We start from the raw sequence: 24,104 nt of genomic DNA, 5'->3' as shown, positions 1-24,104 counted from the left end.
TTTTGGTCTACGGACAAGGGGGAAGGGCCGGCGTACCGGCCTGTCCACGACTGAGATGGAGATCATCAGGAAACGATGACCGACAACACCCCCAGAATGCCGGTCGCGACCCGGCTGAGGAATAATTTTCTCGCAGGGCTGATCATCTGCGCGCCGATCGCGATCACCATCTGGCTGACCTGGACCTTCATCCATTGGTCGGACAGCTGGGTCCGGCCCTATATTCCGGCGCGCTGGAATCCGGAAAGCTATCTCAATTTCGCCATTCCCGGTTTCGGTCTGCTGACCGCCGTTATCCTGATCACCGTCGTCGGCTTCCTCGGCAAGAACCTCATCGGCCAGAGCATCGTCCGGTTCGGCGAATCGATCGTTCAACGCATGCCGCTGGTGCGCACGATCTACAGAAGCGTGAAGCAGATTTTCGAAACAGTGCTGAAGGAACAGGCGAACTCCTTCAAGAAGGTCGGCCTCATCGAATATCCGGGTCCCGGCCTCTGGGCACTGATCTTCATCGCCACCGACGCCAAGGGCGAAATCGCTTCGAAGTTCAATGCCATGGGCCAGGACATGGTCGCCGTCTTCCTGCCGCCGACGCCGGTGCCGACAGCCGGCTTCCTCATCTTCGTGCCGCGCGAGAAGATCGTCATGCTCGATATGTCGCCGGAAGACGCCGCCAAGTTCCTGATTTCAGGCGGGCTTGTGGCGCCCGAACACAAGCCGGCCGATCCCAAGCAGAAGCATTTGCCGCGGCCGAAGCCGGTTGCGGTTTCCAAAGCGGATTGATGCATGTCGCCCAAAAGTATTCAGCGGTTTTGGGTTAACGACATGCATAGAACAGAGACTTAAAGCGCTCCGCAGCGCGCTTTATCCAGCCCTGAGAAAACGGATCGCCTCGTCGCGGCGGAAAAGATAGAGCAGGGTGCGGATCGCCGTTCCTCTCTCGGTGGTCAGCTCCGGATCGCGCTCGATGAGGTAGGCGGCATCCTTGCGGGCGATCTCCAACAGGTCGGCATGCGCCTCGAGACTGGCGATGCGGAAACCCGGCGTGCCCGATTGCCTCGTGCCGAGCAATTCGCCTTCACCGCGCAGCTTCAGGTCCTCCTCGGCGATGCGGAAACCGTCTTCCGTCTCCCGCATGATCGAAAGCCTGGCATGGCCGGTCTCGCCGAGTGGTCCCTTGTAGAGCAGGATGCAGGTCGAGGCCTCGTCGCCGCGCCCGACGCGGCCGCGCAGCTGATGCAATTGCGCCAGGCCGAAGCGTTCGGCATGTTCGATCACCATGATCGTCGCATCCGGCACGTCGACACCGACCTCGACGACGGTGGTGGCGACGAGCAGCCGGGTCTCGCCGTTCTTGAACGCCATCATCGCCGCGTCCTTCTCCGGTCCGCTCATGCGGCCATGGATGAGGCCGACATCCGGGCCGAGTGCCGAGACCAGCGTCGCGTGCCGTTCCTCGGCCGACATCAGGTCGAGCTCCTCGGACTCCTCGACCAGCGGGCAGATCCAGTAGGCCTTCTTGCCCTCGGCAATCGCGCTTTGCAGTCGGCCGACGATTTCGCCGGTCCGTTCCATCGGCACGGTGATCGTCTGGATCGGTTTGCGGCCGGCCGGTTTTTCGGTGAGTTTGGAGACGTCCATATCGCCGAAGGCGGCGAGAACCAGCGTGCGCGGGATCGGCGTCGCCGTCATGACAAGCATATGCGGCGAGAGGCCCTTGGCGGTCAGCCGCAGGCGCTGATGCACGCCGAAACGGTGCTGCTCGTCGACGACGGCAAGCATCAGATTGGCGTAGGCGACGCTGTCCTGGAACAGCGCATGCGTGCCGATGATGATCTGGGCAGCACCCGAGGCGATGCGCTCCAGGATTTCCTCCCGCTCGCGTCCCTTGGTGCGCCCGGTCAGCACCTCGATGCTGAGTCCGGCGGCGGCCGCGAATTTCGAGATCGTCGCGTGGTGCTGCCGCGCTAGGATTTCGGTCGGCGCCATCAGCACGGCCTGGCCGCCGCTCTCGATCACCGCCGCCATAGCCATCAGCGCCACCAGCGTCTTGCCGGAACCGACATCGCCCTGCAGCAGCCGCAGCATGCGCTCGTTGCCGGCCATATCCTTCAAAACCTCGGCGATCGCCTCGTTCTGGCTTGATGTGAGCGAGAAGGGCAAGGTCTTCAGGATCTTGCCGCTGATGGTGCCGGTCGCATGCACCGGCTGGCCCGCTACCTTGCGCAGCCTCTGCCGCACCAGGCTGAGTGACAGCTGTCCGGCGAGGAACTCGTCATAGGCAAGCCGCCGCCGGGCAGGAGCCTGCGGGTCGATATCGGTAGGGTCGCGCGGCTCGTGCAGCATGTGGAAACTGTCGCGGATCGACGGCAGGCCCTGTTTCTCAGTCAACGCCAGGTCGATCCATTCCGGCAGCTCGGGAAAGCGCGGCAGGCCGGCGTCGATGATCTTGCGCAGCGTCTTCGGCGAGAGCCCCGCCGTCAGCGGATAGATCGGCTCGACCAGCGGCAGGCTCTCCGTCTCGTCCGCTCTGACGATATAATCGGGATGCACCATCGAGGCGCGGCCGTTGAACCAGTCGATCTTGCCGCTAACCGTCACTTCTGCGTCGATCGGCAGCTGCTTTTCCAACCACGCCGCCTGTCCGCGGAAGAAGACCAGCGTCAGCTCGCCGGTCTCGTCATGCAGGAAGACGCGATAGGGAATGTTGCTTTTGCCGCGCGGCGGCACCTGGTGGCGGTCGACGCGCGCCGTGATCGTCACGATTGCGCCCTGCGGCGCGCGCGCGATCCCCGGCTGATTGCGTCTGTCGATCAGCGAGAAAGGCGCGTGGAAGAGCAGGTCGATGACCCGGCAATCCTCCAGCGTCTCGCGCCCGAGCAGCTTGACCAACAGGTCGGCGATCTTCGGGCCGACGCCCGGAAGGCCCGAAATGGGGGAAAACAGAGGATCGAGAATGGCGGGGCGCATGCGGCCAAAATGCGATGAACAATGCGGCCTTGGCAAGGCTGACAAGCCGCTTTCCAGGGTCTATAGAGGCGCATCAACAGGAAGGTAATGCCATGACAGGTGTCACGCTCACGAGTGCCGGTCTCGACCCGCGCCGCCGCAGAATCCTTTTCCGCTGCTGGCATCGCGGCATCCGCGAGATGGATCTGGTCTTCGGCCAGTTCGCCGAAGCCGAGGTCGCGAATCTGTCGGAAGCCGAACTCGACGAGTTCGAGACGATCATGGCGGAAGAGGACAATGATCTCGTCCGCTGGATCATGGGAACATGGCCGGTGCCTGAGCGTTTCCAGACACCGATGTTTGCCCGCATCGCCGCCTACAAGCCCGATTTCGACAAGCCCCTCAGGACGCCGGAATGATCCCTGGTTTCGATGCGAAGAAGCTTGCGGCCATTGCCGAGCCGCTGACGATCGGCAATGTGCCGGCAGGTCTGGAGACGCTGCTGCTCGCCGAGCTCGCCCGAACGGGAGAGCCGGTCGCCTATGTCATGTCCGACGGCCACCGCATGGCCGATCTCGAACAGATGCTGGGCTTTGTCGCCCCCGACATTCCGGTTCTCACCCTGCCGGCCTGGGACTGTCTGCCCTATGACCGCGTCTCGCCGAGTGCCGACACCTCGGCCCGCCGGCTTGCCGCACTCGGCGGCCTTATCGCCCATCGCAAGAAGCCGCACGCGGCGATCGTGCTCGTCACTGCCAATGCCATGCTGCAGAAGGTGGCGCCGCAGGATGTCATCGAAAGCCTGACCTTTTCGGCCCGCCCCGGCAATCAGCTGCGCATGGACGATCTCGCCGGTCGCCTGGAGCGCAACGGCTTCGAGCGCGTCGCGACCGTTCGCGAGGTCGGCGAATATGCCGTGCGCGGCGGCATTCTCGACGTCTTCGTGCCGGGTTCGGAAGAGCCGGTCCGCCTCGATTTCTTCGGCGACACGCTGGAAAGCATCCGCAGCTTCGATCCGGCCAGCCAGCGCACGACAGGGCAGGTGCGATCCCTCGATCTCAACCCGATGAGCGAAGTGACGCTGACGCCGGATACGATCAGCCGCTTCCGCAAGAATTACCTCTCCGCTTTCGGCGCGACCACACGCGACGACGCGCTTTATCTCGCCGTCTCCGAAGGCCGCCGTTACCCCGGCATGGAGCATTGGCTGCCGCTTTTCTACGAGAACCTCGATACCGTCTTCGATTATCTCAGCGGTTTCCGTATCGTCATCGACCATACGGTGCGTGAGGCAGCAGAAGAGCGCTCCAAGCTCGTTTTCGATTATTACGACGCCCGCCTGAATTCCGGCCAGCCGACCAAGGGCCAGATGACGCAGGGCACGCCCTACAAACCGGTGACGCCAGGCCAGCTCTATCTCGACAGCAAGCTTTTCGTCAAAACCCTCGACGCGCTTGGCGCGATCCGTATCAGCCCCTTCAACGAGCATGAGGGTGAGGCGCGGCGGGTCGTCAATGTCGACGCCCGCCAGGGCCAGCGCTGGGCGCGTTCGAACGCCGAAGGCGGCGGCGATGCCGAACGCATCAACATCTTCGACGTCGTCGTCAAGCATATTGCCGACCGCCGCGCTGCCGGCGCCAAAGTGCTGGTCACCGCCTGGACCGAAGGTTCGCTGGAGCGCCTGCTGCAGGTGCTGAACGAGCACGGCCTGGAGAAGGTCAAGCCGATCGAGGCGCTGAAGGATGTCGGGTCTCTGGCGAAAGGCGAGGCTGCTGCTGCCGTGCTCAGTCTCGAAGCCGGCTTCGAGGCCGGCGACCTCGTCGTCATCGGCGAGCAGGACATCCTCGGCGACCGGATGGTGCGCCGCTCCAAACGCCGCAAGCGCGCAGCCGATTTCATCTCGGAAGTCGCGGGCCTCGACGAAGGCTCGATCGTCGTCCACGCCGAACACGGCATCGGCCGCTTTATAGGGCTGAGGACGATCGAGGCTGCTGGTGCTCCGCATGCCTGTCTCGAACTGCAATATGCCGACGAGGCCAAGCTTTTCCTGCCGGTCGAAAACATCGATCTTCTCTCGCGCTATGGCGGCGAGGGCACCGAAGCCCAGCTCGACAAGCTCGGCGGCGGCGCCTGGCAGATGCGCAAGGCCAAGCTCAAGAAGCGCCTGCTCGACATGGCCGATGCGCTGATCCGCATCGCCGCCGAGCGCCTGACGCGCCATGCGCCGATGCTGACGACGCCTGAAGGCCTTTACGACGAATTCGCCGCCCGCTTCCCCTATGACGAGACCGAGGACCAGGATAACGCCATCGAGGCGGTGCGCTCCGATCTCGGCGCCGGCCGGCCGATGGACCGTCTGGTCTGCGGCGACGTCGGTTTCGGCAAGACCGAAGTGGCGCTGCGCGCCGCCTTCGTCGCGGCGATGAACGGCGCCCAGGTCGCCGTCGTCGTGCCGACGACGCTGCTTTCCCGCCAGCATTTCAAGACCTTTTCCGAGCGTTTCCGCGGTCTGCCGGTGCGCATCCAGCAGGCCTCGCGCCTCGTCGGCGCCAAGGAGCTGGCGTTGACGAAGAAGGAGGTGGCTGAGGGGAAGACCGATATCGTCGTCGGCACCCATGCGCTGCTCGGCGCCGGCATCAAATTCGCCAATCTCGGCCTCCTCGTCATCGACGAGGAGCAGCATTTCGGCGTCAAGCACAAGGAGCGACTGAAGGAGCTGAAGAGCGACGTGCATGTGCTGACGCTGTCGGCAACGCCGATCCCGCGCACGCTGCAGCTTGCCATGACCGGCGTGCGCGAACTGTCGCTGATCACCACGCCGCCGGTCGACCGCATGGCGGTGCGCACCTTCATCTCGCCCTTCGACAGCCTGGTCATCCGCGAGACGCTGATGCGCGAGCATTATCGCGGCGGCCAAAGCTTTTATGTCTGCCCGAGGCTTGCCGACCTCGAGGACGTGCATGCCTTCCTGCAATCGGATGTGCCGGAGCTGAAGGTCGCCATCGCCCATGGCCAGATGCCGGCCGGCGAACTCGAAGACATCATGAACGCCTTTTATGAAGGCCGCTACGACGTGCTGTTGTCCACCACCATCGTCGAATCCGGTCTCGATGTCCCCACGGCCAATACGCTGATCGTCCACCGCGCCGACATGTTCGGCCTTGCCCAGCTCTATCAGCTGCGCGGCCGCGTCGGCCGCTCGAAGGTGCGCGCCTTCGCGCTCTTCACCCTGCCGGTCAACAAGGTGCTGACGGCCACCGCCGAACGGCGCCTCAAGGTGCTGCAGTCGCTAGATACGCTCGGCGCCGGTTTCCAACTGGCGAGCCACGACCTCGATATCCGCGGCGCCGGCAACCTGCTCGGCGAGGAGCAGTCCGGCCATATCAAGGAGGTCGGTTTCGAGCTCTACCAGCAGATGCTGGAAGAGGCGGTTGCCGAGGTCAAGGGGGTCGACGAGATCCACGACACCGGCTGGTCGCCGCAGATCTCGGTCGGCACGACGGTAATGATCCCGGAAGGCTACGTGCCCGACCTGCACCTGCGCATGGCGCTCTATCGCCGTCTCGGCGAAATCACCGAGCTCAAGGAGATCGATGGCTTCGGCGCCGAGATGATCGACCGATTCGGCCCGATGCCGATCGAAGTCCAGCATCTGCTGAAGATCGTCTACATCAAATCGCTCTGCCGCACCGCCAATGTCGAAAAGCTCGATGCCGGCCCGAAGGGCGTCGTCGTGCAGTTCCGCAACAAGGAATTCCCCAACCCGGCAAACCTCGTCGGTTATATCGGCAAGCAGGGCACGATGGCGAAGATCCGCCCCGATCACAGCCTGTTCTTGACCCGCGACCTGCCGACGCCGGAAAAACGCCTGCAGGGCGCAGCTGTTATCATGACGCAACTGGCGGAACTGGCGAAATAGAGCAATTCCAGCAAAACTGTCCCGCGGTTTTGCTGGGTAAAGCGCGAAGCGATTTTGCCGGGGAATTGCATGGAAAAAGGAGATAGAGATGGGAACATACGGCGCAACGATCGCCTGGCAGCGGAACGGCGAAGCCTTCACCGATAACCGCTACAGCCGTGCCCACCGCTGGACCTTCGACGGCGGTATCGAGGTGAAGGCATCCTCGTCCTCGCATGTCGTTCCGCTGCCCTATTCGGCCGAGGATGCCGTCGATCCGGAGGAGGCTTTCGTCGCCTCGCTCTCCAGCTGCCACATGCTCTGGTTCCTGTCGATCGCCGCCAAACAGCGCTTTTGCGTCGACAGCTATACCGATGCTGCCGAGGGCATCATGGAGAAAAATGCCGAAGGCCGTCTTGCCATGACCGTCGTGACCCTCCGTCCGCATGTCGTCTTCAGCGGCGAAAAGCAGCCCTCGCTCAGCGAGTTGGAAAGTCTGCACCATCGCGCCCACGGCGAATGTTTCATCGCTAATTCGGTGAAGACCGAGGTGCGCTGCGTTCCGGTTCTGGGCTGAGGCAGGCGCTAGGCAGGCATTCCTGCAACTTCGCTCTATAGCGAAGTTGGAATGCGCTGCTCATCGAATCGTCCCCTGATTATGCGCCAGCTGAATGACGGCACCCGCTTCGAGCTAAGGGACTAGTCATCATTCTGGGATGAAACCATCGAAGTCCAAACTTCCTAAAGAGAGCGGGATTTGTGTACGGTTAATAGCCCGATGCTAAGGCACAAAATCCACTATGCGTTTTCCTTGGAATTGATCGTGATAAAATTGAACGCTGCCGCTACGGGAAACATATAACACCAAGGCTATGCTGAAGGCCGCAACGCCAATTCCTGCAACCAAATCGACGACATAGTGGCCGCCTTCGGTGATGGCGGACAGCAGCATCAGCGTGTTTAAGAAGATCATCGGAAATCGAATCCATCTTATTGTCCACGCGCCCCAACTGCACAATACAGCCACCGCCGCGTGGACCGACGGGAACGAGATGATGCCGCTTGCATGCTGTAATTGCAGGATAAAGTGTGGGTCATCCCTGACAGCTAGGATTTGCGGGACGTATTCCACGCCAAGCATGCCATTGATGTTTTTGAGATCATGGGGATTGACGGCAAAATCAGTATAGGTTCCGAGCGCAGGATACCAAATGGTGATGATACTCGCGATGACGCAAATAAAGCCGTATGTCCCGACGACCTGATATGCGCGAGCGCGTTGACCATACAGGCTTAGCACCATTGGAAGAAATAAAAGCTGATGGTGAAATGTTTGATAAGCAAGCGTCAGTGACTTCGCGAGCAGGGGATTTGTGTCAAAAAAAGCAATCAAGCTCAACCAGTCGATGCCGAGACGGCGATCCAATTGGAGAAGCTGTTGATCCTGCAGAGGCAGATTCAGGGCAAAAGCAACGTAGGTGGACACCACAAGTGGCGCCGTTAACAATAGACCCATGCCTGTGCATTCAACGATGCATTTCAGCGACGGGATTCTGCGCCAATGGCAAAGAGGCCCGAGGACCAGGAGGAAAACCAGCGCGGCCGCGACTAACTGGGTGAAGCCTCTTAGATCCACCGATAGACCAACAATCCAGGCGAGTATTGGGACGATGGCGTAGGCACATCCGGTAAGACCTATTAAAAAGCCTCGCGCTCTGGATGTTTCGGACAAGGGATCATCTCCTAATGCATCCCTAAGTGGTATCTACCAGAGGTTAAGTTTTCGTGCATTTGATGGTCGTCGGGGCCGAATGCGGTGCTTTTCGGTGGTTTAGAGGTAGCAAGCGACGCAATGGCGGGCGGGGACGTATCGTCCGTCAAATGCAGGAAAAGCGGGTGTCCTAGTGGTCACAATGGGCCTGCGCTCGAAACCGGCGCGTTCGAATGCGCCGTTATCGATCTCGGCCAGATCGTCGGCCGTCAGCTGAATATCAATGATATCCTTGGCGGGCAGACCGGGAACAGCGGTCGAGCCAATGTGGGGCAGATAGGCTCCGGCAGGCGCCGCTTGCATAATGGCGCGCTTGAATATCGCGAAATCTTCGACCCAGCTTTGTCGCGGCTGTTCGATCTCGATCCGCATGGCCGTCGACGTCAGTTGAGGCCTGATCGTGCCTCGGCTTTCGCCTTGGCGATATCGCGCAACGCGTTCGCCAGGACGTCAGGCGTCTGTGCACCGCTGACGGCATATTGCTGGTCGAAGATGAAGAATGGCACGCCGTTGACGCCCATCTCCTGCGCTGCCTTGATCTCGGCGACGATCAGATCGCGATCGGCCTCGGAAGCAAGCAGCGAGGCGATGACCGAACGGTTGAGGCCGGCCTTTTCGGCGATATCGAGCAGCACCGCATGGTCGCCGACATTGCGGCCTTCCTCGAAATTCGCCTTGAACAGTGCGGCAACGACCTTGTCCTGCTTCTCGCGGCCTTCGATCATCGCCCAGTGGATCAGCCGATGCGCATCGAGCGTGTTCGGGCCGATCTTGATCGCCTCGAAATCGAAGGCAATGCCGACTTCGCGGCCGTAATCGGAAAGCATCTTGTGCGCCTGCGCCACGCGCTCCTCGCCGCCGAGCTTCTCAGCCAGCGCCTTCTTCTGGTCGACGCCTTCCTTGGGATAGTCGGGATTGAGCCGGTACGGCCGCCAGTTGATGTCGACGCCGATTTGGTCTTGCACCTCGGCGATGGCGAGCTCCAGCCGCGCCTTGCCGAGATAGCACCAGGGGCAGACGACATCCGAGACGACGTCGATGGTGATACGCTCCATGATGATTTTCCTTATTCTGTGCATCTCCCAAGGGAGACATTCAAGCCGGAGCGGTCCGGCTGCTTCTTATTGGGCGCTCGTATCCCACCAGAGCGGCAGTTGGTAGCCGTAGAGCGGCACCGTATCGGGATGGCCGATGCGTTTGCTGCGCGCCACCCATTGCTGCCCCATATGATAGAGCGGCAGCACGTAATGGCTGGACAGCAGCAGCCGGTCGTAGGAGCGCACCGCCGCGGTGAAATCCTCGGCCGAGCGCGCCCGGAGCAGGTGATCGATCAACGCATCGAGATCGGGATCCGCAGCGCCGGCGAAGCTGTCGCTGCCCTCGCGGGTCTTCGCGGCCGAAGACCAGCGGCCGAGCTGTTCGTTTCCAGGCGATAGCGAGGACGTGTAGGACTTCATGATCATATCGAAGTCGAAGCTGTTCGTCCGGCTCTGATACTGCGAATCGTCGACCGTGCGAATCGAAGCGGCGATGCCGATCGTCTGCAGCGAACGCTGATAGGCGACAGCGAGCTTCTCCTGGTCAGCATTCTGCGTCATGATCTCGAAGGCGAGCTGGCGGCCGGAGGCATCGAGCATCTTGCCGCCCTGGATCGTGTAGCCGCCCTGTTTCAGTTGCTCGACGGCCTGTTTCAGCACATTACGGTCGCGGCCGGAGCCGTCGGTGACCGGCAGCTTGTAGGTGCCGTCGAGAATCTCCGGCGCAATTTTGTCCTTGATCGGCCCGAGCAGGGCAAGCTCGGCCGCATTGGCGGGAACCCCGAAACTTGACAGCTCGGAATTCTGCCAGAAGCTCTGGGTGCGTTTGTAGGCGCCGGAATAGAGGTTCTTGTTGGCCCATTCGAAATCGAACACCAGCGACAGGCCTTCGCGCACCTTGGGATCGGCAAAGATCGGTCGGCGCGTGTTGAACACGAAGCCGAGCATGCCGCTCGGCAGTTTCGGCGTGAACACGTCCTTGACCACAGCCCCCGAGGTGACGGCGGGGAAATTATAGGCATTGGCCCAATGACCGGGATTGCCGTCGGGATAGATGTCGACATCGCCCTTCTTGAAGGCCTCGAACAGCGTCGTATCCTGCAGGAAATACTGGACGGTGATCTGGTCGTAATTGTCGGTGCCGACCTTGGCGGGAATGTCCTTGCCCCAGTAGTTCGGATCGCGCTCATAGGTGATGCTCTCGCCGGGCTTCACCGTCTTCACCTTGTAGGGACCGGAGCCGACCGGCGGCGTCAGCGACGAACGGTCGAAGGTTTCGGGGTCGATCGCATGTTTCGGCAGCACCGGGAAGAGACCGAAGATCAATGGCGTCTCCCGGTCGGCCTTGTCGTTGAAGGTGAAACGCACACTGCGCTCGCCGACCTTTTCCATCTTGGCGACGACGTTGAGGCGGTTGGCGAAGGGCACGCGGCCCTTGTCGCGCATCAGCTCGAAGGTGAACATCACATCCTCGGGCGTCACCGGCTGGCCATCGGCCCATTTCGCCTTCGGATTGAGGTCGAATTGAATGAAGCTCCGGTCGTCGTCCCATTCGACCGTTTCGGCGAGCAGGCCGTAGAGCGTGAAGGGCTCGTCCCTGGAGCGCTGCATCAGCGATTCGTAGACGAGATTGCCGTAGTCCGGATCCCACATGCCGCGCGCCGTCGTGCGCATGCTCTTCAGGATGAACGGATTGAGGCTGTCGAAGGTGCCGACCACGCCATAGGTGATCTTGCCGCCCTTTTTCACGTCGGGATTGACGTAAGGGAAGTGTTTGTAATCGGCCGGCAAAGCCGGCTCGCCATGCATCGCGATGCCATGCAGCGGCTCGGCGGCGACGGTGCCGCACAGCAGCGAGAGGACGAGGGGGACGACGATCCGGAGCATTCGGCAATCCTTGATCCGTGAAAACGGGCATGATTCACCGCGGAGATTATCATGGGGTCGACCGATTCCAACACGGAGCGGCGATTTCTTTGGCATCGCGACGAAATGCACCTCAAATTGCCAAAGAAATGCTGGATATCTTGAACGCTGCGATGTAACAGGTGAACCCGAAGTTTCGGGGTCATGCATTTGCCTTATTTTTTTAAGAGGTGGAGTGCCGAACGACCCGATGGTTGGGGCGGCAAGACGCTGCCCCGAACGGATATCAGGAGACGGAATTCGTTATGATGTTCAAGTCTGAAAAGAAAATGCGGGCAGCACTGTCCGTTCTGGCGGTGGTGTTCGGCGCTTCGGCTCCGGTCTCCTCCTTCGCACAGGATGCGGCGGCGCAGGCTCCGGCCGATGCCCCGGCACAGGCCGCAGGAGCGCCGAAGCTCGGCTGGTACAAGACCTGCAGCAAGCAGGAAGACAACGACATCTGTGTTGTCCAGAACCTGATCCTCGCCAATGGCGGCCAGCTCGTTACGGCCGTCGGCCTGATCTCGGTTTCCGGCAAGATCAACCGCAAGCTCCTGCAGGTCTCGGTTCCCACGGCACGCCTCGTTCCTCCCGGCGTCATCATGCAGATCGACGGCGGCAAGGGCCAGAAGCTCGACTACGCTGTCTGCCTGCCAGACAAGTGCACCGCCGAAATTCCGCTGACCGACGCGATGATCGCCAGCCTCAAGAAGGGCAGCGACGTGATCTTCACCTCGATCAACTTCCGCCGCGCTCCGAACCCGATCAAGATTTCGCTTGAAGGCTTCACTGGCGCGTATGACGGCGAACCAGTTTCCGAATCCAAGCTTGCCGAAAGCCAGCGCAGCCTGCAGGACAGCATGCAGAAGAAGGCCGAGGAAGCCCGCAAGAAACTGGAAGACGCCCAGAAGGCAGCCAAGGCGCAGTAATCCTGCCGCCATCACTAAACAGAAACCCGGCTTTGCGCCGGGTTTTTTGTTGCGCAAAGAAAAGGCCTCGCCGGGAGAAGCGAGGCCTTGATTCAACGATCGGCACGACTGAGTTAGTGGGCGAAGCTCATCTTGGGTTTGAACTGCCCTGACGGGGCCTGATCGAAAATCTGGTAGATCTGTGGGTTGCGAAGCGGCATGCCGCTTTCGTCGTTCATCAGGTTCTGCTCGGAGACGTAGGCGACATATTCGCTTTCGTCATTTTCAGCGAGCAGGTGATAGAAGGGCTGGTCCCTGCTCGGGCGCACCTCGGCCGGAATGGAATTCCACCACTCCTCCGTATTCGCGAACTCCGGATCAACGTCAAAGATGACGCCGCGAAACGGAAATACCTTGTGCCGAACCACTTCGCCAATACTGAACTTTGCTATTCTTTCTTTCATGGTACGACTTCCTTTCATCACCAAATTTGGTGATTGGTGTCGCGCAAATCAAGATTTTTGCGCGAGTTCGTCACATGAACGTCATATCCTCCTAGTGGCGTCCATGACCTGGGAGGCGAAAGCCCCGGCGAGCCGGGACTTTCTGTGTTCAGAGCCCGATCAGGCCGAATAATACATGTCGTATTCGACCGGATGCGGCGTCATTTCGAAACGCATCACCTCGGCCATCTTCAGCTCGATGAAGGCATCGATCTGATCGTCGTCGAAGACGCCGCCGGCTGTCAGGAACTTGCGGTCCTTGTCGAGGCTTTCGAGCGCTTCGCGCAACGAGCCGCAGACGGTCGGGATCTTCTTCAATTCCTTCGGCGGCAGGTCGTAGAGATCCTTATCCATGGCCTTGCCGGGATGGATCTTGTTCTTGATGCCGTCGAGGCCGGCCATCAGCATGGCGGCGAAGGCGAGATAGGGGTTGGCAGTCGGATCCGGGAAGCGGACTTCGACGCGCTTGGCCTTCGGGTTGGAGCCGAACGGAATGCGGCAGGAGGCCGAACGGTTGCGGGCCGAATAGGCGAGCAGCACAGGTGCTTCGTAACCCGGGACAAGACGCTTGTAGGAGTTCGTCGACGGATTGGTGAAGGCGTTGATCGCCTTGGCATGCTTGATGATGCCGCCGATATAGAACAGGCAGCTCTCGGAGAGGCCAGCATATTCGTCGCCGGCAAAGGTCGGCTTGCCGCCCTTCCAGATCGACTGGTGCACATGCATGCCCGAGCCGTTGTCGCCGAAGATCGGCTTCGGCATGAAGGTCGCCGTCTTGCCATAGGCGTTGGCTACCTGGTGCACGACATATTTGTAGATCTGCATCTTGTCGGCGTTGCGCACCAGCGTATCGAACTTGATGCCGAGTTCGTGCTGGGCGGCAGCGACTTCATGGTGATGCTTTTCGACGACGACGCCCATCTCGGAGAGCACCGTCAGCATTTCCGAACGCATGTCCTGGGCGCTGTCGACAGGGGGAACCGGGAAATACCCGCCCTTGACGCGCGGGCGATGGCCGAGGTTGCCGGTCTCGTAATCGGTGTCGTCATTCGACGGCAGTTCGGTCGAATCGAGCTTGAAGCCGGTGTTATAAGGATCGGCCTTATACTTGACGTCGTCGAAGACGAAGAATTCGGCTTCCGGGCCGACGAAGACCGTATCGCCGATGCCGGATGCCTTGAGATAGGCTTCGGCCTTCTTGGCGGTGCCGCGCGGATCGCGGTTATAGGCCTCGCCGGAGACCGGATCGAGGATGTCGCAGACGATGACCATGGTCGACTGGGCGAAGAACGGGTCCATATGCACCGTTTCGGTGTCGGGCATCAGCACCATGTCGGACTCGTTGATGGCTTTCCAGCCGCCGATCGAGGAGCCATCGAACATCACGCCGTCAGCGAACATGTCTTCATCGACGCAGACAACGTCCATCGTCACATGCTGCAGCTTGCCCTTCGGGTCGGTGAAACGCAGATCGACGAACTTTACGTCGTTCTCCTTGATCTGCTTCAGAATTTCGCTTGCGGTCGCCATTAATGAGTTTCCTCCGATTTGCGATGACGGTCTAGGTCGGCGATGACGGTAACGGACTTTGCGCGATTGGCAAAGTGGTCAGATGGCATCAATGCCGGTCTCGCCGGTGCGGATGCGGATAACTTCTTCGATATTGGAGACGAAGATCTTTCCGTCGCCGATGCGGCCGGTCTGCGCCGCCTTGCGGATCGCATCGATGACGGCCTCCGCGTTCTCGTCGGCCAGTACGACCTCGACTTTGACCTTCGGCAGGAAATCGACGACGTATTCAGCTCCGCGGTAGAGTTCCGTGTGGCCCTTCTGACGGCCGAAACCCTTGGCTTCCGTGACCGTGATACCCTGCAGGCCAACTTCCTGAAGGGCTTCCTTCACTTCGTCCAGCTTGAAAGGCTTAATGATCGCTTCGATCTTTTTCATGAGAAAATGTCTCTCCGCTTCTCTTGTTATGGCAGGAATTTTCCCGCTCGCCGGATATGATGCAGATATCGTGCCAGTTTGAAATCCATCTTATCGAAAAAAGTCGTCGATTCTGCCAAAACCGGCGCGTTTGCGGGGAATTCCATGTCGTTTTGGTGCCGGAATAGGTGGAAAAACATTGTCTCCGATCAAAATCACATCCGAAACGGAAAAAGTCAGGTATTTTCGCAACTGCGAATACACATCTCGAGGAGATGAAAATATAGGCAAATGCTTAAATTGCGTCCTTCTCTTTGGTGTTTCAGGCGGTTGTTTTTTAGGCGTTTTTTGATTGAATAGGGTGATGATCAAACATCTGTCCGACCTTCTTCTCACGCCTGCCGAAATGGCCGCCGTCGATGCGGCCGCTGCCGCATCCGGCATCGACTCCTTCGGCCTGATGGAGAGGGCAGGCGCCGCGGTCGCGGCCGCTGCTCTGCGCCTTCATCCCGGAGCGTTGCGCTTCGTCGTACTCTGCGGACCCGGCAACAATGGCGGCGACGCCTATGTCGCAGCACGTCATCTGCATGAGAGCGGGGCGAGGGTGGCGCTCTTCCACCTCGGCGATCCCTCCAGGCTGAAGGGCGATGCCGCCCGTGCCCAAGCCGGTTGCGTGCTCCAGGGGCAAAACCTCGACCTCTATCGGCCCGAAACCGGCGACGTCGTCATCGATGGCCTGTTCGGGGCGGGGCTTGGCCGCGAGGTGCCGGCCGATGTGCGCGCGCTGATCGGCCGCGTCACCGAGACCGCTATTCCCGTGCTGGCCATCGATCTGCCCTCCGGCCTCGACGGCCGCACCGGCAAGGTGCTGGGGGCTGCCTTCCGGGCCTGTAATACCATCACCTTCATGACCCGCAAGCCCGGCCATCTCCTGATGCCGGGCAGGGAGCTTTGCGGTGAATTGGAGGTCTTCGATATCGGCATTCCCGCCCGCATCATCCGCGCTGAGGCGGGCGGTGTCATCGCCGAGAACACGCCGGACGCCTGGAAGCGTGCGCTGCCGGCCGAGCAGCTGGAAACCCACAAATACAAGCGCGGTCATCTGGTCGTCTTCTCAGGCGCGGCCGACAAGACGGGTGCCGCGCGCATGTCGGCAATCTCGGGCCTGAAGGCCGGCGCCGGCCTGGTGACGATCGCCGCCCCCCGCGCGGCCATGGCCGCCAATGCCGCACATCTGACCGCCGTCATGCTGCATGCCATCGACGACGAGGCCGACCTCGGCGACTGGCTCTCCGACAAGCGGCTGCAAACCTTCGTCCTCGGCCCCGGTTTCGGCATCGGCGCCAGGGCGCGCGGCTTCGTCTCGGCCCTTGCCGATCGCCATCTGGTGCTCGATGCCGACGGCATCTCCTCGTTCAAGGACGATCCGCAACAGCTGTTTGATCTTTTCCGGGGTGAGCCGCGTCTGGTGCTGACGCCGCACGAAGGCGAATTCGCGCGGCTCTTTCCCGATATCGGCGGCGACGAGGGGCTCGGCAAGGTGGACAAGGCCTTGGCCGCCGCCCGCCGCGCCAATGCTGCGATAATTTACAAAGGCGCCGATACCGTCATCGCCGCGCCTGATGGACGGGCGCTCATCAATACCAACGCTCCCGTCTGGCTTGCCACCGCCGGTTCCGGCGACGTGCTTGCCGGCATCATCGGCGGATTGCTCGCCCAGGGCCTGCCGGCCTTCGAGGCAGCGGCTGCCGGCGTCTGGCTGCATGGCGAGGCAGGTCAACGCGCCGGCAAGGGGCTGACGGCGGAGGAGCTTGCAGCCCGTGTATTGCCGCTTTAGAGCACCGTGCGTCCTTTCGGACGCGCAAAGGACGCTCTAACTCTTTTAATCCTCGCATCGTGCTTTCCGGCAATCGATTCCGATTTTCGGGCCGATGCGCGTGCGCCTCCGCATGGGCCAGGATTAGGAGCGCGGACGCCGCGGATCCGGCCATCTGGCGGATCTGCGCGCTGCGGGCTTCCGGCACCTCGAACGCGGAAGCAATCCGCATCGTCACCCGACCTGTGTGGCCGGGCGCAGGCTGGGTTGTTTTACAATTGCAAATGCTGCCAGGGTGTTCTGTCGCGGATTTCGCAGAAACGGGAATGGGCAGGTCCGTCCTTCGTTGGACGAGGGCGGGTTGAGCCCTATGTCGGCTGAATAACGGCCATTGTCGTCGCGCTCCTTGCGTGGCATCTTCCCGGCGGAGGATTCCACCTCTCGTTGACGGGCTTTCCGTTTTTTACTGCGTAAGTCTGTCTTCGACGGAGGCTCGAATGAGTATTGGCCTGATCGCCCTTCTTGATGATATCGCGGCATTGGCCAAGGTGGCTGCGGCGTCGCTCGACGATATTGCCGGCCAGGCTGCCAAGGCAGGCGCGAAAGCGGCTGGTGTCGTCATTGATGATGCGGCAGTCACACCCCGCTACGTCACCGGATTTTCGGCAGCACGCGAATTGCCGATCATCGGCAAGATCACGCTCGGCTCGCTGAAGAACAAGCTTCTGATCCTGCTTCCGGCAGCACTGATCCTGAGCCTTGTCGCACCGCAGGCGATCACGCCGCTGCTGATGATCGGCGGGCTTTATCTCTGCTACGAGGGTGTGGAAAAAGTCTACGAACTGGTGATGCCGCATGCAGCCCATGCCCATGAATCGGCACTCGAGACGACAAGCCTCGATGCCAAATCGCTAGAAGACGAGAAGGTTGCCGGCGCAATCAAGACGGATTTCATCCTGTCGGCCGAAATCATGGCGATTACGCTCGCTGCGGTGCCGTCAGGCAGCATGTTCACGCAGGCCCTCATCCTTGCCGTCGTTGGACTGGGGATCACGATCATGGTCTATGGCGGCGTGGCGCTTATCGTGAAGGCCGATGATCTGGGTCTGATGCTGGCGCGTCTGCAGACGGCATCTCCAATGGGCGCCTTCTTGCGTTCGATCGGGAAGGGGCTTGTCACGGGCATGCCTTATTTTCTGAAAGTGCTCGGCATCGTCGGAACGGCGGCCATGATCTGGGTCGGCGGCGGCATCATCGTTCATGGCCTCGAAGCCTATGGCATCAGCGGACTTGCGCATCTGATCCATGATGCCGGCGAGGCGACGGCGCATGCAGTTCCCGTTCTGGCATCAGTGCTGCGCTGGATCGTCGAGGCCGCAGGCGCGGGCATCGTCGGTATCGTCGTCGGCTTGATCGCAATTCCGGTCACAGGCTACGCCGTCTCGCCGATATGGCGGTACCTCAAATCGCTCCTGCCGCGCCGGCGAAAAGAGGCGCTGGCGGACGGGAAAAAATAAAGCCAGAGTCCGTCGACGAGCAAGGCGTCATATCCAGCCTCATGGAATGCGTGACCGACGATGTGATACCCACAATGTCACGATCCCTGTTGTGACTATCCAGCCTCGCCTATTTCGCTAGCGCCTGCTGCAGGGCGATTGCCCCATGCGGCGCATTGACCTTGCCCTCATGGATCATGAAGGCGAAGACGTCGCGCGGCTCGGTCTTCACTTTGCGATCGCCATCGATCAGCGGCAGGTCATCAGGAACCTTGCCCTCGGCCCAGGTCTTGAGCCGGTCTGCCCAGGCCTTCATGTCCTTTTCCGGATAGCAGGTCGCAATATCGTCCGAGCCCTTCTGCAGCCGCGCATAGACGAAATCGGCGGTCACGTCGGCGATCATCGGATATTCGAAATGTTCGGCGCAAACCGGCGCCACGCCGTATTTCGAAAGCAGCGCCACGAACTCCGACACCTTGAAGGAATCGTGCCGTACCTCGACCACGTGGCGGAGCGTCAGCCCGTCCTGTTTTGCCGGCAGCAGCTTCAGGAAGGCTTCGAAATCGTCTGCATCGAACCTCTTCGTCGGCGCGAACTGCCAGAGCAGCGGCCCGAGATGATCGCCGAGTTCGCTGATGCCCGATGACAGAAATCGCTCCATCGATTCACCGGCTTCGGCAAGCACCCGCCGATTGGTGACGAAACGTGTCGCCTTCAGCGAAAAGATGAACCCGTCGGGCACGTCCGCCGCCCATTTGGCAAAGACCGCAGGCTTTTGCGTGCTGTAATAGGTGCCGTTGACCTCGATGACCTTCAGCTGGCGGCTGGCGTAATTCAGCTCGTCCTTCTGTTTCAGGTCATCGGGAAAGAAATGCCCGCGCCAGGGCTCGAAGGTCCAGCCGCCGATGCCGGTGCGGATAGTGCCGGATTTCGTCATGTTGTCCTCCCCATTCGCAGCCGCTCAGGCCGCATCGATCTCTTTGGTCATATCGACGAGCGTCCATCCTGGCCGATATGGGCTCGGCCGGCGACCCGTTTCCTGAAACCCGAAGGCGCTGTAGAGAGCGATGTTCCGCTCCATCCGCGCATTGGTGTAGAGCCGGATCTCCGGCACGGCCCATTCCCGCGCCTTGCCCTCCAGCCAGCGCAGCATCGCCACTCCATGCCCGGCACCCTGAAAGGCCGGCGAGACCGCGATGCTGAACAGCATCAGGTGATCGGCATGCCGCTCGACGACCACCAGGCCGGCCGTTTGCCCGCCGATCTCGCGCAGCCAGACCTCGCCGCGTTGGATCCGCGGCGCGTAATCCTCCCTCACCGGGATCGGCGGAGCGCCGAACAACTCGTTATAGGGCCGATAGGCGGCGGTTGTCAGCATCGCGATCGTTTCCAGATCATCGGGCGACGCTGGCCTCATCGTCATTCCGCCGCAACCGCCTTCTTCACCGGCCGTCGCTCCAGCAATTCCTTCAGGAAGTGCCCGGTATAGGACCGCTTCTCCTTGACGATCGCCTCCGGCGTTCCGGTCGCGACGATCTCACCGCCGCCGTCGCCGCCTTCGGGGCCGAAATCGAGCACCCAGTCGGCCGTCTTGATGACTTCGAGATTGTGCTCGATCACCACCACCGAGTTACCCTGGTTGACCAGTTCGTGCAGCATTTCGAGCAATTTGGCGACGTCGTGGAAATGCAGGCCGGTCGTCGGTTCATCGAGAATGTAGAGCGTGCGCCCCGTCGAGCGTTTTGACAGCTCCTTGGCAAGCTTGACACGCTGCGCTTCCCCGCCGGAGAGCGTATTCGCCTGTTGGCCGACCTTGATGTAACCGAGGCCGACATCCTTCAGCGATTGCAGCTTGTCGCGCACCGCAGGCACTGCCGCGAAGAAATCGACGCCTTCCTCCACCGTCATGTCGAGCACCTCGGCGATCGACTTCTGCTTGAAGGTAACATCGAGCGTCTCTCTGTTATAGCGCTTGCCATGGCAGACGTCGCAGGTGACGTAGACATCGGGCAGGAAGTGCATCTCGATCTTGATGACGCCGTCGCCCTGGCAGGCCTCGCAGCGTCCGCCCTTGACGTTGAAGGAGAAACGGCCCGGCTGGTAGCCGCGTGCCTTGGCCTCCGGCAGACCGGCGAACCAGTCTCGGATCGGCGTGAAGGCGCCAGTATAGGTCGCCGGGTTCGAGCGCGGCGTGCGGCCGATCGGCGACTGGTCGATATCGATCACCTTGTCGATATGCTCGAAGCCGTCGATGCGGTCGTGATCGGCCGGATTTTCACGCGCGCCCATGACGCGGCGTGCCGCCGATTTATAGAGCGTCTCGATCAGGAAGGTGGATTTGCCGCCGCCGGAAACGCCGGTCACCGCCGTGAAGACACCGAGCGGGATCGACGCCGTAACGTTCTTCAGATTGTTGCCTCGCGCCCCGACCACCTTGATCTCGCGGCCCTTCTTCGGCTTGCGGCGCTCGTCGGGAACGGGAACGCCGAGTTCGCCGGAGAGATATTTGCCGGTCAGCGAATTCGGACTGTCCATGATATCCTGCGGCGTACCATGGGCGATGACCTGACCGCCGTGAATGCCGGCCGCCGGGCCGATATCGACGACGTCGTCGGCCGACAAGATCGCATCCTCGTCATGTTCGACGACAATGACGGTGTTGCCGATGTCGCGCAGGTGCTTCAGCGTGTCGAGCAGCCGGGCATTGTCGCGCTGATGCAGGCCGATCGACGGTTCGTCGAGCACGTAAAGCACGCCCGTCAGCCCGGAGCCGATCTGCGAGGCGAGCCGGATACGCTGGCTCTCGCCGCCCGACAGCGTGCCGGAATTGCGCGAAAGGCTGAGATATTCCAGTCCGACATCGTTGAGGAAGCGCAGCCGGTCGCGGATCTCCTTGAGGATGCGCACGGCGATCTCGTTCTGCTTGGCATTGAAGCTTGCCGGCAGTGTCTCGAACCAGTCGCGGGCGACGCGGATCGACATACCCGTCACTTCGCCGATATGCAGCGTGTCGATCTTCACCGCCAGGGCCTCCGGCTTCAGGCGGAAGCCGTTGCAGGCCGGGCAGGGGGCCGCCGACATGAAGCGCTCGATGTCTTCGCGCGCCCAGGCGGAATCGGTCTCTTTCCAGCGGCGCTCGAGATTGGTGATGATGCCCTCGAAATTCTTCTGGGTCGTATAGGAGCGGGCGCCGTCGGCGTAGTGGAATTCGATCTTGTCGTTGGTGCCGTTGAGGATGACGTCCTTGGCCTCATCGGAAAGATCGTTCCAGCGAGTGCCGAGCTTGAAGCCGTAATGTTTGCCGAGTGCTTCCAGCGTCTGATTGTAATAGGGCGAGGTCGACTTGGCCCAGGGTGCGATCGCCCCGTCGCGCAGCGTCCGCTCGGGCTCGGGCACGATCAGATCCGGATCGATCTTCTGCTGGGCGCCGAGGCCGTCGCAGGTCGGGCAGGCGCCGAACGGGTTGTTGAAGGAGAACAGCCTGGGTTCGATCTCGGGAATGGTGAAGCCAGAGACTGGGCAGGCGAACTTCTCCGAAAACAGCACGCGTTCATGCGTCTCGTTCAGCGACTTGTTGGCGGATCCGCCGGCTGACGTCTCTTCCGGCGGCAACGGCTTGTCGGCGAATTCGGCGACCGCCAGCCCGTCGGCGAGCTTCAGGCACGTTTCGAGACTGTCCGCCAGGCGCGCTGAGACATCCGAGCGCACGACGATGCGGTCGACCACCACGTCGATGTCATGCTTGTATTTCTTGTCGAGCACCGGCGCCTCGGCGATCTCGTAGAACTGGCCGTCGACCTTGACGCGCTGGAAGCCCTTCTTCATCAGCTCTGCCAGTTCCTTCTTGTATTCGCCCTTGCGCCCGCGCACGAGCGGCGCGAGAATATAAAGACGGGTGCCCTCGCCGAAATCGAGGATGCGGTCGACCATCTGGCTGACGGTCTGGCTCTCGATCGGCAGGCCGGTCGCCGGCGAATAGGGAACACCGACGCGGGCAAAGAGCAGGCGCATGTAGTCGTAGATCTCAGTGACGGTGCCAACCGTCGAGCGCGGGTTGCGCGAGGTGGTCTTCTGCTCGATCGAGATCGCCGGCGACAGCCCGTCGATCTGGTCGACATCCGGCTTCTGCATCATTTCGAGGAACTGGCGGGCATAGGCCGACAGGCTCTCGACATAGCGCCGCTGGCCCTCGGCATAGATCGTGTCGAAGGCGAGCGAGGATTTGCCGGAACCCGACAGCCCGGTCATGACGATCAGCTTGTTACGCGGCAGATCGAGATCGATGCTCTTGAGATTATGCTCGCGCGCACCGCGGATGGAGATCGTCTTCAGTTCGCTCATCGTCTCTGCTTTGGTTTTCTGGATGACAGCCCTTATTTAGTGATGCCGACGGGCGAGTCGAGGCTGAATATCCGCAAGGGCTCAAGGTTTTCGATTCTGTTGACAGGATCATACGGATAAACTAGAACAAATAAAGAACAAAATTCCTGATGAATGCATGCGGCTGTCTGATGGATAAACATGTGGATTAAATGCCGCCCATGCGCATCGGCGGTCCGTGATGGTTTAAGGTGCGCCGATCGATTAAACGCCGCCGGTCAGGGCGGCAGGCAGGGTGAGAAGTATGGCTGGTAGCGTGAATAAGGTAATTCTGGTTGGAAACGTCGGTGCAGACCCCGAAATCCGCCGCACTCAGGATGGCCGGCCGATCGCCAATCTTCGTATCGCGACGTCGGAGACCTGGCGCGATCGCAATTCCGGCGAGCGCCGTGAGAAGACCGAATGGCACACTGTCGTCGTCTTCAACGAGGGCCTCTGCAAGGTCGTCGAGCAATATGTGAAGAAGGGCGCCAAGCTCTATATCGAAGGCCAGTTGCAGACCCGCAAGTGGCAGGACCAGCAGGGCCAGGATCGTTACAGCACGGAAGTGGTGCTGCAGGGGTTTGGTTCGACGCTGACGATGCTCGACGGCCGCGGTGAAGGCGGCGGCGCGAGCGGCGGCCGTGGCAGTGCCGCTGGCGGCAACGATTACGGCGACGATTACGGCGCCCCGGCTCCCGCCTCATCGCCGAGCCGCGGCAGTGGCGGCGGTGGCAACTTCTCGCGGGATCTCGACGACGATATCCCGTTCTGATCGATAGCCTTTGCTGGCTTTGTGAAAGAGGTGAGAGAGCATGATGCCTTGGATGGCGTCATGCTCTTTTTCTTTGATTTCGCGGCAGATGCCGCGATTTTCAGTGCGGTGTCGCGCTGATGAGGTTGAGCGCCGATTTCGCGCCGTCGACGACGAATTGTGCGGCAAGGGCAGCGAGGATGACGCCGAGAAGCCGTGTCAGGATCGCCCGGCCGGTGACGCCGAGGAAACGGTCCAGCCGTTCGGCGACGAGCAGCATGAGGAAAGTCAGCAACAGATTGGCGGCAAGGACGCCGATCAGCTGCGCCTTTCCGACGGATGTCGCCAGCGTGCCGGCAAGCAGGATCGTCGCCGAGATCGCGCCCGGGCCGGCGATCAGCGGCAAGGCGAGGGGAAAGACGGCGATATTCTCGATGTGATCCTTGGTGATCGCCACCTCGGTCGCCTTCTCCTTGCGGTCCTGGCGCTTTTCGAACACCATCTCGAAGGCGATCCAGAACAGCAGCAGACCACCCGCGATGCGGAAGGCGCCGATCGAAATCCCGAGCACGCTGAGCACGCCGGCGCCGAACAGAGCGAAGACGGCGAGGATGATGAAGGCGATGGTCGAGCCACGCAGCGCCACCTGCGTGCGCTCACTGCGGCTCATGCCTGTCGTCAGCCCCAGAAAGATCGGTGCGAGCCCCGGCGGATCGATGGTGACGAGAAGCGTCGTGAAGGCGTTGATCAATTGGTCGGCGCTTGCCATCGGCTCTCCGGAA

General features: G+C 61.1%; 20 protein-coding genes. 8 read left to right on the top strand and 12 right to left on the bottom strand.

Going from position 1 to position 24,104, the window contains the following annotated elements; translation table 11 throughout:
• The first annotated feature begins 75 nt into the window (after positions 1–75).
• On the top strand, positions 76–783 hold the full coding sequence (locus AC1D2N_RS23075) for a DUF502 domain-containing protein (RefSeq protein WP_027684729.1): 708 nt from the start codon (positions 76–78) through the stop codon (positions 781–783).
• A gap of 81 nt (positions 784–864) precedes the next feature.
• On the opposite strand, the gene recG is transcribed toward AC1D2N_RS23075, so the two are convergent.
• Positions 865–2,970, bottom strand: coding sequence for an ATP-dependent DNA helicase RecG (gene recG / locus AC1D2N_RS23070; RefSeq protein ID WP_130652375.1), 2,106 nt, complete (start codon positions 2,968–2,970; stop codon positions 865–867).
• Positions 2,971–3,062: 92 nt separating this feature from the next.
• Between recG and AC1D2N_RS23065 the strand changes: the two genes are divergently transcribed.
• The 3 genes from AC1D2N_RS23065 to AC1D2N_RS23055 all read left to right on the top strand — a co-directional run bounded on the left by AC1D2N_RS23065 (position 3,063) and on the right by AC1D2N_RS23055 (position 7,424).
• Positions 3,063–3,368, top strand: coding sequence for an FAD assembly factor SdhE (locus tag AC1D2N_RS23065; protein WP_018242001.1), 306 nt, complete (start codon positions 3,063–3,065; stop codon positions 3,366–3,368).
• Entirely contained in the window at positions 3,365–6,868 is a 3,504-nt protein-coding gene (gene mfd, locus AC1D2N_RS23060) for a transcription-repair coupling factor (RefSeq protein ID WP_130652376.1), read from the top strand. The genes AC1D2N_RS23065 and mfd overlap by 4 nt, the downstream gene beginning before the upstream one ends.
• Before the next feature lie 88 nt (positions 6,869–6,956).
• Complete coding sequence (locus AC1D2N_RS23055) at positions 6,957–7,424, top strand: OsmC family protein (protein ID WP_130652377.1); 468 nt, start codon at positions 6,957–6,959, stop codon at positions 7,422–7,424.
• A gap of 204 nt (positions 7,425–7,628) precedes the next feature.
• Here AC1D2N_RS23055 and AC1D2N_RS23050 read toward each other — a convergent pair whose 3' ends face one another.
• From AC1D2N_RS23050 to AC1D2N_RS23035, 4 genes are all read right to left on the bottom strand, one after another.
• Positions 7,629–8,579 (bottom strand): phosphatase PAP2 family protein, encoded by a 951-nt coding sequence (locus AC1D2N_RS23050; protein ID WP_130652378.1) that lies wholly within the window; start codon positions 8,577–8,579, stop codon positions 7,629–7,631.
• A gap of 99 nt (positions 8,580–8,678) precedes the next feature.
• Positions 8,679–8,990, bottom strand: a complete 312-nt coding sequence (locus AC1D2N_RS23045) for a GrpB family protein (protein ID WP_130652379.1) — start codon at positions 8,988–8,990, stop codon at positions 8,679–8,681.
• 11 nt (positions 8,991–9,001) lie between these two features.
• A complete protein-coding gene (locus tag AC1D2N_RS23040; protein WP_018242004.1) occupies positions 9,002–9,673 on the bottom strand; it encodes a DsbA family oxidoreductase in 672 nt (223 codons plus the stop codon).
• Between the two features lie 66 nt (positions 9,674–9,739).
• Positions 9,740–11,542 carry an extracellular solute-binding protein gene (locus AC1D2N_RS23035; protein ID WP_130652380.1) on the bottom strand — a complete coding sequence of 601 codons (1,803 nt, stop codon included), beginning with the start codon at positions 11,540–11,542 and terminating at the stop codon, positions 9,740–9,742.
• A gap of 284 nt (positions 11,543–11,826) precedes the next feature.
• Here AC1D2N_RS23035 and AC1D2N_RS23030 point away from each other — a divergent pair, with 284 nt between their 5' ends.
• Positions 11,827–12,489, top strand: a complete 663-nt coding sequence (locus AC1D2N_RS23030; protein WP_017994059.1) for an invasion associated locus B family protein — start codon at positions 11,827–11,829, stop codon at positions 12,487–12,489.
• A gap of 113 nt (positions 12,490–12,602) precedes the next feature.
• On the opposite strand, the gene hspQ is transcribed toward AC1D2N_RS23030, so the two are convergent.
• The 3 genes from hspQ to AC1D2N_RS23015 form a co-directional block, all read right to left on the bottom strand.
• On the bottom strand, positions 12,603–12,932 hold the full coding sequence (hspQ, locus tag AC1D2N_RS23025; protein WP_018242006.1) for a heat shock protein HspQ: 330 nt from the start codon (positions 12,930–12,932) through the stop codon (positions 12,603–12,605).
• A 159-nt stretch (positions 12,933–13,091) separates the two neighbouring features.
• Positions 13,092–14,501: a type I glutamate--ammonia ligase gene (gene glnA, locus AC1D2N_RS23020; protein ID WP_011651961.1), complete on the bottom strand. Its 1,410-nt coding sequence runs from the start codon at positions 14,499–14,501 to the stop codon at positions 13,092–13,094.
• A 78-nt stretch (positions 14,502–14,579) separates the two neighbouring features.
• Positions 14,580–14,918, bottom strand: coding sequence for a P-II family nitrogen regulator (locus AC1D2N_RS23015; RefSeq protein WP_003579240.1), 339 nt, complete (start codon positions 14,916–14,918; stop codon positions 14,580–14,582).
• Positions 14,919–15,261: 343 nt separating this feature from the next.
• On the opposite strand from AC1D2N_RS23015, the gene AC1D2N_RS23010 reads away from it, so the two are divergent.
• Positions 15,262–16,734 (top strand): bifunctional ADP-dependent NAD(P)H-hydrate dehydratase/NAD(P)H-hydrate epimerase, encoded by a 1,473-nt coding sequence (locus tag AC1D2N_RS23010; RefSeq protein WP_018242008.1) that lies wholly within the window; start codon positions 15,262–15,264, stop codon positions 16,732–16,734.
• Between the two features lie 476 nt (positions 16,735–17,210).
• Entirely contained in the window at positions 17,211–18,230 is a 1,020-nt protein-coding gene (locus tag AC1D2N_RS23005; protein WP_018242009.1) for a DUF808 domain-containing protein, read from the top strand.
• Between the two features lie 109 nt (positions 18,231–18,339).
• Here AC1D2N_RS23005 and AC1D2N_RS23000 read toward each other — a convergent pair whose 3' ends face one another.
• The 3 genes from AC1D2N_RS23000 to uvrA are packed head-to-tail and all read right to left on the bottom strand — an operon-like array spanning position 18,340 to position 22,550.
• On the bottom strand, positions 18,340–19,146 hold the full coding sequence (locus AC1D2N_RS23000) for a DUF72 domain-containing protein (protein ID WP_130652381.1): 807 nt from the start codon (positions 19,144–19,146) through the stop codon (positions 18,340–18,342).
• A 24-nt stretch (positions 19,147–19,170) separates the two neighbouring features.
• Positions 19,171–19,632, bottom strand: coding sequence for a GNAT family N-acetyltransferase (locus tag AC1D2N_RS22995; protein WP_477982066.1), 462 nt, complete (start codon positions 19,630–19,632; stop codon positions 19,171–19,173).
• Positions 19,629–22,550, bottom strand: coding sequence for an excinuclease ABC subunit UvrA (gene uvrA, locus AC1D2N_RS22990; protein ID WP_018242012.1), 2,922 nt, complete (start codon positions 22,548–22,550; stop codon positions 19,629–19,631). Before uvrA ends, AC1D2N_RS22995 begins: the two co-directional genes overlap by 4 nt.
• A gap of 283 nt (positions 22,551–22,833) precedes the next feature.
• On the opposite strand from uvrA, the gene AC1D2N_RS22985 reads away from it, so the two are divergent.
• The gene (locus AC1D2N_RS22985) at positions 22,834–23,343 is read left to right on the top strand and encodes a single-stranded DNA-binding protein (protein ID WP_130652382.1); all 510 of its coding nucleotides are present in this window, start codon (positions 22,834–22,836) and stop codon (positions 23,341–23,343) included.
• A 100-nt stretch (positions 23,344–23,443) separates the two neighbouring features.
• Here AC1D2N_RS22985 and AC1D2N_RS22980 read toward each other — a convergent pair whose 3' ends face one another.
• On the bottom strand, positions 23,444–24,091 hold the full coding sequence (locus AC1D2N_RS22980; RefSeq protein WP_018242015.1) for a MarC family protein: 648 nt from the start codon (positions 24,089–24,091) through the stop codon (positions 23,444–23,446).
• Positions 24,092–24,104: the final 13 nt, after the last annotated feature.

The sequence above is a fragment of the Rhizobium sp. P1_B8 genome, from assembly GCF_056406515.1.
This window is presented reverse-complemented; position numbering and strand designations above follow the sequence as displayed.